Consider the following 13,478-nt stretch of genomic DNA (forward strand, 5'->3'; position numbering starts at 1 on the left):
ACCTGAAACCTGCTCCCGTTTTCTCAAGCATTTCACCATATTTTACATCTTTTGCACGAAGAATGGCACAGACAAAACCTACAATTGCTTTACGTAATGTACGAGCCGTTTCCACTTCAACATATCCCATCTTCACATGTGCGCGGATACTGGACTCATTATCCAGCCAGGTGTCTGACGCCACCTCGGTACAGCCTTTTCCACGGATCCAATCCTCGGCAGCACGTGTCATAATCCCCACGACGCTTTTCCCCCGATAGTCATCCTGAACGAACCACCCCTCAAGATAACCAACGGGACTGGTCTCACACCCTTCGGCTGATCCTTTGATCTGTGCCTCGGTCAAACCGATCGGCTTATCTCCATCGCAGGCAAAGATCACCATATAATTATCATCCGCCAGAATTTCATCCATATCAAAATTCAAATATTCATCAGGCGCTTCGGGCCAGATTCCTTTACGCATACGAAGCCATTCTGCTTTGTCTTCCTGGGTTACACGTCGAATTGTAATATCCATAATTCTCCTAAAAAAAAGACCTAAAGGCATGGAAGCCTTTAGGGTCTTAAGTATAAATCTATTCCCCGCCGCGCTTTGCGAGACGGTGATCCAACATCAAAACGGCTGTGCCGCGCGCTTCGATCAACTTCAAATTTGACACGATCTCAGCGGCGTTCTTCTCTTCTTCGACCTGTTCTGTGATAAACCATTGCAGCATCACCTGCGCGGGATAATCCTTCTCCTTGAGCGCAGTTTCATATAATGCGTAAATCGAAGCTGTGACTTTTGCCTCGTGCGCGGCCACTTCCTCAGCTACTTCGAGCGTGGATGTCCATTCGGTCTTCGGCGCATCAATGGCCTTAAGCACAACCTTGCCGCCACGCTCCAAAATAAAATCATAAAGCTTCATGGCGTGTTCGCGTTCTTCAGCTTCCTGAATACGCATCCAATGGGCAAAACCGGGCAGGTTTCCATCCTCAAAATATGCGGCCATGGAAAGATATAGGTAGGAGGAATATAACTCCTTGTTGATCTGATCGTTCATTGCATCTTGCATTACTTTGTTTATCATATGTATCTCCTTGTTATTAACAAAATTATACATTCGTTTACAAAGAAAAGCATAAGTTTTGTGTAAGACTTACTCTCTACAAAGTGAACCTGTTTTACTCACCAAACACAAACAGGTCACTTAAAGACTCACGATTAATGTTGTGGTGAATGGCATCCGCAAAGACCGGCGCCACAGACAGCACAGTCAATTTTGGGTGCATCTTTTCGGGCGGAATGTGAACCGTATCAGTTGTGATGATCTCGGATATTTCAGCGACAGCCGCCAGCCGCTCCAGTCCGCCGCGGCTGAAGACACCATGCGTACAAACCACACGAATATCCTCGATCCCTTCCGCGACCAACACGCGACTCAACTCCAGGATAGACCCGCCGGTGGCGATCTCATCATCGTAGATCAACGCACGTTTATGACCCTTGACTTGATTCCCGACCAGACCGCTGATGATCACTTCTGTATCTGAAACGCGCTCTTTATTCCCCGCCGCGACGGGCAGATTTAATGCGCGTGCAAAGCGTGCCGCCGATTTCGCTTGTCCCATATCAGGCGCAACGATGATCGACCCGTTCAGGTCAAGTTTTTCAAGGTAATCCTTGAAAACCATACGGCTGCTTAGCGGATCGGTGGGCAGGCCAAAGAATCCATGGACTTGCGGCGAGTGGAACATCATACTCATCACATGCGTGGCGCCGGCTGTCTTCAACAAGTCCGCGACCAAACGGGCTGTGATCGAAATACGCGGTGCATCCTTTTTATCGGAACGGCCAAATGAATAATAAGGAATAATTGCATGAACTTCAGATGCCGCCGCACCGCGCGCAATATCGATCATCATCAACAATTCCATCAAATGATCGTTGACAGGCTGCGAGAGTGACTGCACGATATAGACACGCCGATAACGCACACTGGAATCCAACTGAATATATAGATTGTCATTGCTGAAACGGGTGATGTGGGTATTATCCAATGGCACGCCCAATTGCGCGGCGATCTTGCCTGCCAACTGCGGATTTGAGCTTCCGCTAAAAAAACGAACTTCCCCTGCTGAGATCAAACCTTCTGTCATTTTGCCTCCATTTAAAAATGCACAATATTATTAATGATTCTTTGATTCGCCCCTAAATTTCTGAAAACCAGAAACAAGAAACGCGCCAATACTATACCAAAAAATAACATCCAAAACCAAATAGAAACCATTGAATTCTGAACAAACAGTTCCCGGCTTACAGGGTCCCCAGGCAAGGAAAAACTGCAAGGGAAAGCCCATCGGAAAAGTATCAGAAATGGTCGCCATGATGTACGCCCGCCACAACATACTGGACACCAGAGACAAGGCAAAAGCGATCATGATCTTCAATAGAGATGGCTTAAGGATTTTCTTCATATTTTGAAAGCGGACTGAAGTCCGCGCTCCGTTTTTTACTTTCTTTTTGCCAGCCAACCTAACAACTTCTTTGTTGACCAGGTATTGATCACATCTTCCTTCGTTAACCATGCGCGTCGCGCGGTTGCGACACCATAAAACAAATTATCAAAATCCGCTTCTGAATGTGAGTCTGTATTAATGCTGATCGGAATACCCAATTCCTTTGCGCGGCGGGCGTACATATCATCCAGATCAAGGCGTGATGGATGCGCATTAATTTCTAATGCAACGCCTGTCTCTGCGGCAGCATTGAGTATCGCTTCCATGTCAAGATCCGCGCCTTCACGGTCGGGAATCAAGCGTCCCGTGGGATGACCGATAATATCCACGTGCGGATTGCGGATGGCGTTGATCACACGTTGTGTCACTTTCTCACGCGGCTGTCTTAGACTGGTATGCATGGAAGCCAGCACCAGATCGAGCGTGGCGAGAAATTCATCGGGATAATCAAGCGTGCCATCGGCTTTAATTTCAACTTCACTGGCGTGCAGCACCAAAATGCTGTCGCCAAGTTGTTTTTGTATCTTCTTAATTTCAGCGGCCTGCTTTTTATGGTCTTCCATTTTCAATCCACCGGTGACGCCGAGGCTGGCAGAATGATCAGTGAAAGCGATGACCTTCATGCCGCGTTTCGCCGCCGCCTGCGCCATCTCCAGCATGGATAATTTTCCATCGCTCCATGTCGAGTGAGTCTGCAAATCCGCTTTGATATCTTTCAACTCAATTAACTTCGGAAGTGTCCCCGCCTTCGCCGCCGCCACCTCTCCATGATCTTCGCGCAACTCAGGTGGAATCCACGGCAGGCCGAGGGTTTCATATACTTCTTTTTCCGTGGCGCAAAGAATTTCCCCTGAGCCTGCCGGGTTCCTTTGTAAATGAATGTTCTGATAACGACAAGCCTTTTGAAAGCGCAATTTGTCTTAACTGCACATTATGATCTTTTGAACCGGTTGCATACTGCAAGGCTGTACCAAATTTTTCAGGCGCGTGTACCCAAACCTGCGCGCGCACGCCGTCTGTAAATTCAATGCTGGATTTTGTTTCGCCCTTACCCAACACACGGCTCACACCCGGCAGATTAATGAACGCTTCCATAACAGCGGATGAATCTTTGGATGCCACCAGAATATCAAGGTCGCCCACTGTGGAACGCATCCTTCTTAAACTGCCAGCGGATTCTGCTTCGACGACCCCATCCACCTTTTTGAGAGTCTTGATGATCTCCTGCGCCAGCGGATACGCGCGCCCCAACGGAATCCGCCCTGACCTGCGGGCGAGAGAAGCAATGCCTTCCAAAATCGCAGCTTCGGACTTGGCACCCATGCCCGGGAGGCCGCTTAACTTTCCGTTTTTCGCAGCAGTTTCCAGTTCAGAAAGAGCCGTGATGTTTAACGTCTTCCAAATTAATGCGATCTTCTTCGGTCCAAGTCCCGGCACTTGTAACCAATCTGCCAGAGAAGCAGGGACTTCTTCTTTAAGTTTTTCCAAAAATTCAAGTTTGCCGGTGGTGAGCAGCTCATCAATTTTTTCGGCGATGGCTTTGCCCACCCCGGGAATTTCTCTGAGTTTGCCTTCCTTCCAATATTCGCCGGCTTCACGGCCCAGAGTCATTAAATTTTCAGAAGCCTTGCGATAAGCAAGGATGACATAAATAACTTCGCCCTTGATCTCACATAAATTGGCGATCAGGGTAAACGTATCAGCAAGTTGACGATTATTCATCATGAGACACCTCTAAAATGATTATACGATTAATTACGAATTCAAAAGCGTAACAGATGAAAAAGACAAATACAGTTTTTAACATCATGACCTTTGTTGAATATCTTTTACCCAATTTTCTACTCAGGCACATCAAGCGTTTTGAGATCACGCATTTCAGGCCATGCTTTTGCAGCGATCAGCACAACCAAAATCGTGCAGATGCCGCCACCCACCACCGCGATGACAGGCCCCAACAACGCCGCCGCGAAACCTGATTCAAAACTTCCCAGCTCATTCGAGATTCCGATAAAAATACTATTCACACCGGAGATACGTCCGCGCATTTCATCGGGCGTGTGCGTCAACAGCAGCGTGCCGCGAATCACAACACTAATATTATCAAGCCCACCCAACAGCCCAAGCATTGCTACAGAAAGCAGAAAGGAAGTTGAAAGCCCGAAGATGATCGTGGCGATGCCGAAGCCCGTCACCGCCCACAGCAAAGTCTTGCCGGCGTTTTTCATCGGCGGTAAATGCGCGATCGCAAAAGCCATCAACAACGCGCCAATCGACGGCGCGGCGCGCATCACGCCCATGCCTTGCGGACCGACGTGCAAAATATCAGTCGCATAAATTGGAAGCAGTGCCACCGCCCCACCGAATAAAACCGCGAACATATCCAAAGTGATCGCGGCCAGAATCACTTTTGTATCGCGCATAAATTTAAAACCTTCGATCAACGCGGACCATGTTGCAGATTTGCGTGCGAGCGGCAATGGTTTGCCTTTGATCCGGCTCAATAGAATTGTAAATGTGATCGCACCGATCACTTCAAACAAATACATATAGGTAACATTCCCAGCAAACGCGACCACAATGCCCGCCGCAGTCGGCCCGAGAATGGAAGCAATATGCCAGGTACTGCTGTTCCATGTGGCCGCGCTCGAAAAAAGATGCGGCGGCACAGTCTCAGGTACAAGCGTGGAAGATGCCGGATCATTAAATGCACGTGAGACGCCCATCCCAAACAAACATAAATACACCAGCAAAAGCGGGCCTTCTGTATATGAAAGATACGCGAGTCCCAGCGCACACATACCCAGCGACAATTGCGTGATCAACACAATGCGCCTGCGGTTATATTGATCGGCCACATGCCCCGCCGGCAGCGACAGCAAAATCACCGGCACCACCTGCACCAACCCCACCAACCCCAACGCAAATGCACTGTGCGTGCGCAGCCATAATTCCCACGCGATCGCGAACGAAACCATTTCACTTCCAAAAGAAGTAATAAAACGCCCTGTCAGCAGCAAACGAAAATCAAAAAAACGTAAAGCTGCATACGGATCGTGGCGCACTTCGGGAGTCTTGTCTATTTGAGAATCCATGCCTGTCCTTGAAAAAAATTGGGATGGGGTATGATACCATCTTGGCATGGATCACAACGACCATGTTAATCTTTTAAAACCTGCGGATATACAACCCGGCGGATCATGGGCGGACCTCGGAGCGGGTTCTGGCGCATTTACATTCGCCACCCGTGAGTTGACCGGGCCAACTGCAAACATCCACGCCGTTGATAAAGACCGCGCCAGCCTCAACGAACTGGAGCAAGCCTATCGCGCCCGCTTCGGTGATTCTCAAAATTTGCACCTTATCGTTGGAGATTTTTCACGCACATTGGATATCCCCGCACTCGACGGTATCGTCATGGCGAATTCCCTGCATTTCTTCAAAGACAAGGAAAAAGTATTACGCCATGTAAGTTCGTTCCTGAAGCCGAACGGCCTGCTGCTGATCGTAGAATACAACATAGACTCGGGAAATCCATGGGTGCCGTATCCATTTTCGTTTGAAACCTATTGCAAAATCACCCCGCGCGCAAACTTTAGCGCACCACGGTTACTGGCAAAAGTGCCCTCAAGATTTCTGCGCGAGTTCTATTCAGCGGCCTGCAATAAAAATATTTCTTAATTTCGGGAATAGTGTAGTATATTACGGCGGGTAGATAAACCCGATCATCACAAAAAACAATGAAAGAGAACCAGAAAATAATGGCGTCCAAAATATCTGGCTCGCGCAAACTGAAAAAAAGCTCCCTTCCAAAATTCGAGGCGGATGTTTACTCCAAACTCTCTTCCGGAGAGTTGATCGTCTTTGCTGTTCATTATTTAATTGAGCACAAGGTCGAGATCACCCTGGACGACATCGTCTCTGTTTGCTTTCTCTTATTCCCTCACAAGTTCGGACTCAAAAAATATCCCAAGTGGCCTGATTCTGCCTACGTTGGCAGACGCTGGGGAGATATCCGTCGGAAGCGATACATCGCGGTACACAATGACCCGGAATACAAATTGACCGTCAAAGGGTTAAATCTTGTTGCGCGGATATCAAAAGTCCTGGGTTTAACTGCTGCCAAGTCAACAACAAAAGTACAGCCCAAACAAATTGCAGTTAAGAAAACGAAGTCTCTGGTCAACAAGAAGAAAATAAACAATCCCGCTAAGAAGACCATCAAGGCTTCACTTGTTATTCAGGACAAGAAAGCACAACCGATTCAAAAATCACCTGCGCCGGTTAAAAAGAAACAGACTGTCCACGCGAAAGAAATAAAACAAGTTGCAATACCAGAAGCGAAGAAAATGCAGCCTGTTCAGGAAAAGAAGAAGCCTGTTCGCGCGAAAGAAAAGGTTGTAAACCAAGACGGTTCGGGAGCAACCCGTCTGCACCTGTTAAAAGATACAACCCATTCACGTGAAGCAAGCAAAACAGATCGCGGTACCTGAAATAAAGAAAGTAACTTCGCCTGCACCGGTCAAGAAAAAGCAACCTGTTCACGCGCCCGAAGTAAAACAGATTGCAATACCTGAAATAAAGAAAGTACAGCCAGTTCAGGAAAAGAAAGCAATTTCGCCTACGCCAGTTAAGAAGAAACAACCTGTTCACGCGAAAGAAGGAAAACAAGTTGCGACACCTGATGTAAAGAAAGTAGTTCCTGCCACACCAGTTAAGAAGAAGCAGACTGTTTCAACAAAACCGATCAAACAAATTGAGATGGTCGAAGTTAAACCGCAGATCGTGTCAGTACCTGCGCCGATCAAAGAGAAATCAGTTCGAGTAAAACCGATCAAACAAGTTGAAGCCAAACCACAGGCTGTGACCGTACCGGAAGAAAAAGCGGTTCAACTTAAACTACTGGTTGAGATCAAGCCGGTACAGGAAAAGAAGATCGCACCCAAGCCTGTGAAAAAGCAGGCGGCTCCAAAGTCCGCTGAAAAGATTCAGGCAGTTCAACCGAAGCGGATGGATGCGCCAACAAAACTCACGAAACCGGCACCAATCGAAGCGGTGATTATCCAGCCTGTGAAAGTAGAAAAGGCGAAACCAGTCATTGCGCCAACTCCGGTCAGCAGGGAAGCCAAAGAGCGCGCGCTGAAATTCACGCGCATGATGGAACGGTCCGATGCGTATGTCCATTACAAAAAGAATGGCAGCAAGTCCACCATCAACGAGTTTGATTTTAGAAGTCTTTTACTCTGCACGATGGAATCATCCGCTGAAACTCTGGCCCGAAACGTGGACTTGTTCAAAGGCTATGCAGAAATCCACAATCGACAGGACCTGATGTTATTCCTGAATCACTGTGAAGATAAGTTTTCTTATCTCTTGAAACCGCCAAAAATTGAAAAATAACCAGACCAGACTCAAAGCGAAGAAATAATTGTTGGAGAAAGTATTTAATGAGTAGCAGCAGCAGAAAATTACAATTTGCAGACCGTGTTGCACTTCAACAGGCAGATCAGGCCATCCGCAAGGATGTATTGCGTGCACTGGTGGAAGTGATCACCAACTGCAATGACAGTTATTCACGACTCGAATATACCGGTCAACGCGTTAAGGGCGAAATCGTGATCGACATCCTCAGAAAGCATAAAAATTCGATCATCCGCGTGCGTGACCATGCTGAAGGCATGACCGATGTCCGCATGGATAAGGTAGTGGGCACCTACGGCGAAGCCACTAGCGGATTGAAAGAGGATAAACACGTACGCGGCATGTGGGGACGCGGCATGAAGGATTCCATCTTCGGGCTGGGACATGGCTATGTACATTCCTTTCGGGGCGCGAACTTTTATTCATGCTCGCTGCTGGTGAAGAACGGCATCCCCACTTTTAATTTGAACGAGCCTGTGCGGGCGACTGTCCCATTGCGTGAAAGCCATGAAATGCCCGAAGGGAATGGCACGATCATCGAGATCATTGTCTCGCGCGACGATGTCAAAGTGCCGCAGTTCGATAACTTCCGCAATTATTTACAGCGTCATTTTGAACTGCGCCCGATCATGAGCAACACAAAGCGCAAGATCATTCTGCGCGAGATTAAGTCAGATGGGAAAATTCGTCAGGAACACGTACTCAGCTATAAGTCACCGCGAGGCGAAAAAGTCCTGAGTGAGAAAATAAAGATCGAGGGCTATCCAGTCAGCGCGAAGCTGGAAGTCTTCCGGTCAGCCATCCAATTATCAACCAGAGGCGAGGAAGGCGATTATGCCGATGGCGGCCTGCTGGTGGTGAGCAAGGCGACTGTCATTTCGATGACGATGCTCAAGTTTGAGAATGATCCCTACGCCGGATATTTTTACGGCTCGATCCAATGCGATCATTTGCATGACCTGATGAAGAATGACGAACCCGTGTTGACCGCCACCCGCGACGGCATCAACTGGACTCACCCATTTGCGAAAGCCTTGAAGCTCGCAGTGGAAAGTAAACTCGAACCGATCATCGAAGCCGAGCGTAAACACGCCGTACACGATGAACAAACAAAACTCGATAAACAACTGCGCCAAAAAATAGATCATGCGCTGCATGAATTGAACACGATCGCGTTGACAGAACTCAGCGACAAAAGAGACGGGGTTCAAAAACAAATTGAATTACCGCCTTCAGGAATCGGATTCTTTCCCGAGCGGGCGTATGTCCAAACCGGACAGGTGATCACGATCAATTTGTATGTTGATCTGGTGGAAAATGCGAAAGCGGGCGCGACGGTCAGTGTGATCTCGAACAGCGCGGAAATTATGATCCTGACTCCGCAGGTTGTGATTCAGCCGCATAAGAATGATCCGCAGATCGGGCAGGCGCGGATTCGCGTGGAAGGCCGTCAGGTGGGCGGCGAAGGCGTGGTGACTGCCTATCTTGGAAAGCACAGAGCCGAAGCGTTGATCCAGGTGCATTCCAAAAAAGAGACGATGGTCGTTGCCCCGGCACGCAGCAGCAATGCACTGTTCACGGATATTCATTTTGATGACCGCACTGATCCACGTCAACGGGTGTATTTTGATCGGGTAAATTCAAGCATTGTGATCGCAACTGCCGCGCCTTCGGTAAAGATCTATCTCGATCCGCAGGGACGATTGGACACTACCGTGCAGGGACAGGTCTTATTGGCAGAGTTGATCACCGAAGCAGTGTGCCGTGAGATTGCACGCAGCGGCGTGGAGCGCGGAAGATTCCTCGCCCCCGATGGCGCCGAAGCAGACGCGATCAATAATCACTTTATTCGTTTACAGAATCAATATTCACATCTGATCCATAAATATATTGTGACGCTGGGTTGATGATTTACGCGAGAAAAAGAAAGAGCGGACTTTGACGTGAATGTCAAAGTCCGCTCTTTATAAAATTTTATCCGGGGATATAAATCCGCTTACTCCAATGCTTCAATACTAAGTAAGATCCACACGCCCTGATCCTGCACGGCGTAGGCCCGGTACAGTCTTTTGGATTGAAGAACTTCATATAGTGAAGATGAGATCGAAAACTTGATGCTTTCCATTTCAAGAAAATCTTGTGCATAGTGCGGACGGCGAATATCATTGTAATGATAGGCATGGGCGCACGCTTCGATGATTTGAATGGAGCCCAACGGACTTTCAGCCAGCGGCGTCCCCATCGCTTGAAATGCATCAACCGAAGATTGATACTGACGGGGAATTACGACAAAAATAAGAATCGCGGCAAAAACAAAGGCACCCGCCAAAACCGGCAGGAATAATCCGCCAAGAATATCCCGCAAAACATCAAGCACACCAACAAAATATAAAACTACTGCAAAGCCAAACAACCCGATAAAGAAGATCAAACTGACCAGCGGTGACTTGTTATTGTATTTGACCGCGCTCTGCCGAATGAACTCACGTTCCTCCTCAAAGCGTTTAAGTTGGGCCGGAGAAAACTTTCCGCGCTGATTTTCGATTAGATCAGACGCGGAGAAAGTTCCTGCCTGTTGTAATTCGTGATTATGCTCGAACGTGGAATTCATATTCAAAGTCATCGCTTCATTACCAGTCAGCCATTTCCTTAACACGCTGGCGCTCAAACATAGCCACCAGAGTTAAGGCAGGAATAACCCATCGTTCATTGGCATCTGTCAATTCACCAGCCTTGGACAATGTGTAACGATCAACGAGCAGGTCGCGTTGTTTTTGCAATGTCAACACGGTGGGATTGTACAAATTACCCAGTTTAAATTCATAAGACGGCGCGTAAGCGCGTGCCGCAAAAGGCAGATTAAGAATCTGAATGCGCGTGGAGTAAGGTAAAAAATCAAACCAGCCAGTTCCACGCGAAGGAACAACCCAACCGAGGATGCTGCCTCCCTCTTCATTAAGTACCTGATACACAAGCCTGCTCGGAAGATTGCTACTGATACTATTATTGAGAAAATTGGCGGCGGCATTCCCCAGCGCCCCGCCAATGGAAGCGCGTCCATCCGCCATCATCGCATTTGGCGCATCGACTCCCACAGATTTAAATTCCTCCATGCGTGCATAATAATTACGAACATGGGCTACGGGTTTTCCATCCGGAGTTTGAATATCCCAGCTTGTAGACATACTGGCAAACTGAAAAAGAAAACGAAAACTTGTATCTCCCTTAAAGTAATAAACAGGCGCCCCTGAACCATTTGTGACCGTGACCTGATCCTTAAAGGAAATAAACGGGTCAGCGGCTCGCATAATGAATTTACCATCGCCGTTTCTTACATCCACCTGACGCCCAATGCTGATCATTGGGAATTCAAGCTTAATGGGATATGTATACATATAGTTGCCTCCGATCAAATTTAATAACATCCGGCATTATATAGATACAGCAAAGCGTGCGATATAGGATATAGGTAATGGATTTATTTTACAGTCAACCAGACACCCGCCAAAACAATCGCCAGACCGAAGATGCGCGAAAACTCCAATGGTCTTTGAATTGCACCAAGCAAACCAAAATGATCGAGGATCGTGCCGATAAAAAGCTGGCCCGCCAACAAAATAATGAGCGCGGTCGCAACCCCAACGCGGGGGATCATGTAACTCATGGAGAAAATAACCACAAGTCCAAATACTCCGGCACATAATGCATACCAGGGAACAGTACGCCAGTTGGAAATTTTTCCGCCGCCATAATAAATCAGCGGAATCAAGGCTGCGATGGCTCCGCCAAGATGGATGATGAAAATGCTCTCGATCACACCCAACCGTTGACTGATCATGCTCGAAAGAGGAGACTGTACCCCGACGGCGATTCCACCTACCAAACCAATAAGAATGATGACGATGATTGACTGCATGTTGATTGTCCTTTTTATTTAAATTGAGCAATGACACCGGCGATCAACATGATCTGGCCGAGATGATAGGCGGCGATATTGTAGATACGTCCATGCTGAATGGGGGCGACGAATTTATTCCAGGCGAGGAGGATATCTGAAATATAAAACAGGAGCGCACCCAGGCTGACAAGGGCTGCAGCATTTGCATTCCAGGTTAGATCACTCAGCTTCATCATCGCAGATAAAAGCATGAGCGAGATGACCAGACTATAGATGAGGATCGGCGTCCGCATGGCTGACTGCCCATTGGAAGCCAGAGCAGTTACGATACGTCGAATGATCCGTGCTCCGCCAAGACTGACAATAACAGCGAAGACGAGTCCCCAGGCGGAGAATTCCGGCAGTGGGATGTTGAATCCGATCACGTAGGCGATGTGTGCCAGTAGAAAAGCAACCAGCCCAAAGATAAAGAAACGATCGAGGGCGATCATCAGGAACACGTCACCGGCCAGGGAAAATATAATCCCCAGCCCAAACCAGAGCGCGGCGTCGTTCAATCCGATGGATGTGAAGAGCCAGGCGAAGAGGATGAGCATGACGGCGGGCTTGGCGATATATTCCAGTCTTGTCCAGCGCTTCCACAAGGCCAGCGACTCAAGCGCGGCAAACAACAATGCAGCAGGTAAAAAAATATTCATGGATACTCCGTGGATTGGGAGGAAAAATATGGGCAAAAGAAACCTGGAAGGCCAGCCCGACTCCCATGTATATCCTACCATGACCCACACACCTTTAATGCTATACTGTGGACATGGCATCTAAAACCGTTCACCTCAATTGGAATCCCGAACAGCAGTTCACGCTTCAAGATAATGATAATTACCAGATCATTATGAAGAAGCCGAAGGGCGTTAGCGCCTCAGACTTACTGCCCATGTCTTTGATCGGATGCGCATCACACGATGTTGTCAGCATTCTTGAAAAGCAAAGGCTGCAGATTCACTCATTGAAAGTCACCGCGGAGGCAACGCAGGACGACACTCCGCCCTGGCGATTTAGAAAGATTCATGTTCACTATCAAGTGACAGGAACAGGTATTGACCCGGAAAAAGTTGGCAAGGCGATTCTGTTGAGCGAGGAAAATTATTGCTCAGTCTACGCGACCTTGCGCGATGCGATCGAGATCACACATGATTATGAGGTTGTGGAAGGATAACTCCACTTCAAAAAGCAAATCCCCTTTCCTAAACAGGAAAGGGGATTTTTTATAGGATAAATCTGTGTTTAAGTCCCAACGTATTCGTTAAAAAACAAGTTCAGTACTGCCGCAGATCCCCCGCCGATCAGCAAGGCCATACCGCTTAGTATGGCAGCCAGAATTTTCTGCGAAATAAAAGCGCAACCCAGGATGCCAGAGAAAAAACACCGGGAGCGATAATTAGAATCAGGAAAACAGGGAGCAGAACGGGAACAAACAAGGTTCCTAAAAGCGCCATAACGGCAGGAACGATGACCAACTGCATGGCAAAATATTGCGAAACGATCATCCACACAACTAAAATAACCATCGACCAGGGGACTTTCTTAAGAAATTCCTTCACACGTTCCATTCCACTCTCCTAAAGATAAAATTTAACTCAAGTATATTATATATAGA

Annotated in this window: 17 protein-coding genes; 5 read left to right on the forward strand and 12 right to left on the reverse strand. The window is 47.8% G+C overall.

Features of this window, described 5'->3' with window-relative positions; translation table 11 throughout:
* The 7 genes from IPL71_RS24860 to IPL71_RS24890 all read right to left on the reverse strand — a co-directional run.
* On the reverse strand, positions 1 to 520 hold a 520-nt coding region (locus IPL71_RS24860), incomplete at its 3' end, for a GNAT family N-acetyltransferase (RefSeq protein WP_345326350.1).
* 58 nt (positions 521 to 578) lie between these two features.
* Entirely contained in the window at positions 579 to 1,073 is a 495-nt protein-coding gene (locus IPL71_RS24865) for a ferritin (protein WP_345326352.1), read from the reverse strand.
* 94 nt (positions 1,074 to 1,167) lie between these two features.
* Positions 1,168 to 2,142, reverse strand: coding sequence for a ribose-phosphate diphosphokinase (locus IPL71_RS24870; RefSeq protein WP_345326354.1), 975 nt, complete (start codon positions 2,140 to 2,142; stop codon positions 1,168 to 1,170).
* 30 nt (positions 2,143 to 2,172) lie between these two features.
* Complete coding sequence (locus IPL71_RS24875) at positions 2,173 to 2,424, reverse strand: hypothetical protein (protein WP_345326356.1); 252 nt, start codon at positions 2,422 to 2,424, stop codon at positions 2,173 to 2,175.
* Between the two features lie 71 nt (positions 2,425 to 2,495).
* The gene (locus IPL71_RS24880; RefSeq protein WP_345326358.1) at positions 2,496 to 3,416 is read right to left on the reverse strand and encodes a PHP domain-containing protein; all 921 of its coding nucleotides are present in this window, start codon (positions 3,414 to 3,416) and stop codon (positions 2,496 to 2,498) included.
* Positions 3,316 to 4,227: a helix-hairpin-helix domain-containing protein gene (locus IPL71_RS24885; RefSeq protein WP_345326359.1), complete on the reverse strand. Its 912-nt coding sequence runs from the start codon at positions 4,225 to 4,227 to the stop codon at positions 3,316 to 3,318. Before IPL71_RS24885 ends, IPL71_RS24880 begins: the two co-directional genes overlap by 101 nt.
* 116 nt (positions 4,228 to 4,343) lie before the next feature.
* Positions 4,344 to 5,597, reverse strand: coding sequence for an MFS transporter (locus tag IPL71_RS24890; RefSeq protein WP_345326361.1), 1,254 nt, complete (start codon positions 5,595 to 5,597; stop codon positions 4,344 to 4,346).
* A gap of 46 nt (positions 5,598 to 5,643) precedes the next feature.
* On the opposite strand from IPL71_RS24890, the gene IPL71_RS24895 reads away from it, so the two are divergent.
* Genes IPL71_RS24895 through IPL71_RS24910 form a run of 4 tightly spaced genes read left to right on the forward strand, consistent with a single transcriptional unit; the run spans position 5,644 to position 9,830 of the window.
* Positions 5,644 to 6,183, forward strand: coding sequence for a class I SAM-dependent methyltransferase (locus IPL71_RS24895; RefSeq protein ID WP_345326363.1), 540 nt, complete (start codon positions 5,644 to 5,646; stop codon positions 6,181 to 6,183).
* Positions 6,184 to 6,242: 59 nt separating this feature from the next.
* Positions 6,243 to 6,995, forward strand: coding sequence for a hypothetical protein (locus IPL71_RS24900; protein WP_345326365.1), 753 nt, complete (start codon positions 6,243 to 6,245; stop codon positions 6,993 to 6,995).
* Entirely contained in the window at positions 6,964 to 7,902 is a 939-nt protein-coding gene (locus IPL71_RS24905) for a hypothetical protein (RefSeq protein ID WP_345326366.1), read from the forward strand. The genes IPL71_RS24900 and IPL71_RS24905 overlap by 32 nt, the downstream gene beginning before the upstream one ends.
* 47 nt (positions 7,903 to 7,949) lie before the next feature.
* Positions 7,950 to 9,830, forward strand: a complete 1,881-nt coding sequence (locus IPL71_RS24910) for a hypothetical protein (RefSeq protein WP_345326368.1) — start codon at positions 7,950 to 7,952, stop codon at positions 9,828 to 9,830.
* A gap of 89 nt (positions 9,831 to 9,919) precedes the next feature.
* Here the strand turns inward: IPL71_RS24910 and IPL71_RS24915 are convergent, their stop codons facing one another.
* From IPL71_RS24915 to IPL71_RS24930, 4 genes are all read right to left on the reverse strand, one after another.
* A complete protein-coding gene (locus IPL71_RS24915) occupies positions 9,920 to 10,546 on the reverse strand; it encodes a hypothetical protein (RefSeq protein ID WP_345326369.1) in 627 nt (208 codons plus the stop codon).
* A 7-nt stretch (positions 10,547 to 10,553) separates the two neighbouring features.
* Positions 10,554 to 11,318 (reverse strand): hypothetical protein, encoded by a 765-nt coding sequence (locus IPL71_RS24920; protein ID WP_345326371.1) that lies wholly within the window; start codon positions 11,316 to 11,318, stop codon positions 10,554 to 10,556.
* 83 nt (positions 11,319 to 11,401) lie between these two features.
* Positions 11,402 to 11,839, reverse strand: a complete 438-nt coding sequence (locus IPL71_RS24925; protein WP_345326373.1) for a DMT family transporter — start codon at positions 11,837 to 11,839, stop codon at positions 11,402 to 11,404.
* Positions 11,840 to 11,853: 14 nt separating this feature from the next.
* Complete coding sequence (locus IPL71_RS24930) at positions 11,854 to 12,519, reverse strand: lysoplasmalogenase (protein ID WP_345326374.1); 666 nt, start codon at positions 12,517 to 12,519, stop codon at positions 11,854 to 11,856.
* 113 nt (positions 12,520 to 12,632) lie between these two features.
* On the opposite strand from IPL71_RS24930, the gene IPL71_RS24935 reads away from it, so the two are divergent.
* The gene (locus tag IPL71_RS24935) at positions 12,633 to 13,037 is read left to right on the forward strand and encodes an OsmC family protein (RefSeq protein ID WP_345326375.1); all 405 of its coding nucleotides are present in this window, start codon (positions 12,633 to 12,635) and stop codon (positions 13,035 to 13,037) included.
* A 145-nt stretch (positions 13,038 to 13,182) separates the two neighbouring features.
* On the opposite strand, the gene IPL71_RS24940 is transcribed toward IPL71_RS24935, so the two are convergent.
* Complete coding sequence (locus IPL71_RS24940; protein WP_345326376.1) at positions 13,183 to 13,431, reverse strand: hypothetical protein; 249 nt, start codon at positions 13,429 to 13,431, stop codon at positions 13,183 to 13,185.
* Positions 13,432 to 13,478 lie beyond the last annotated feature (47 nt).

The sequence above is a fragment of the Candidatus Villigracilis proximus genome (genome assembly GCF_016717045.1).
In the GTDB taxonomy this organism is placed as follows: domain Bacteria; phylum Chloroflexota; class Anaerolineae; order Anaerolineales; family Villigracilaceae; genus Villigracilis; species Villigracilis proximus.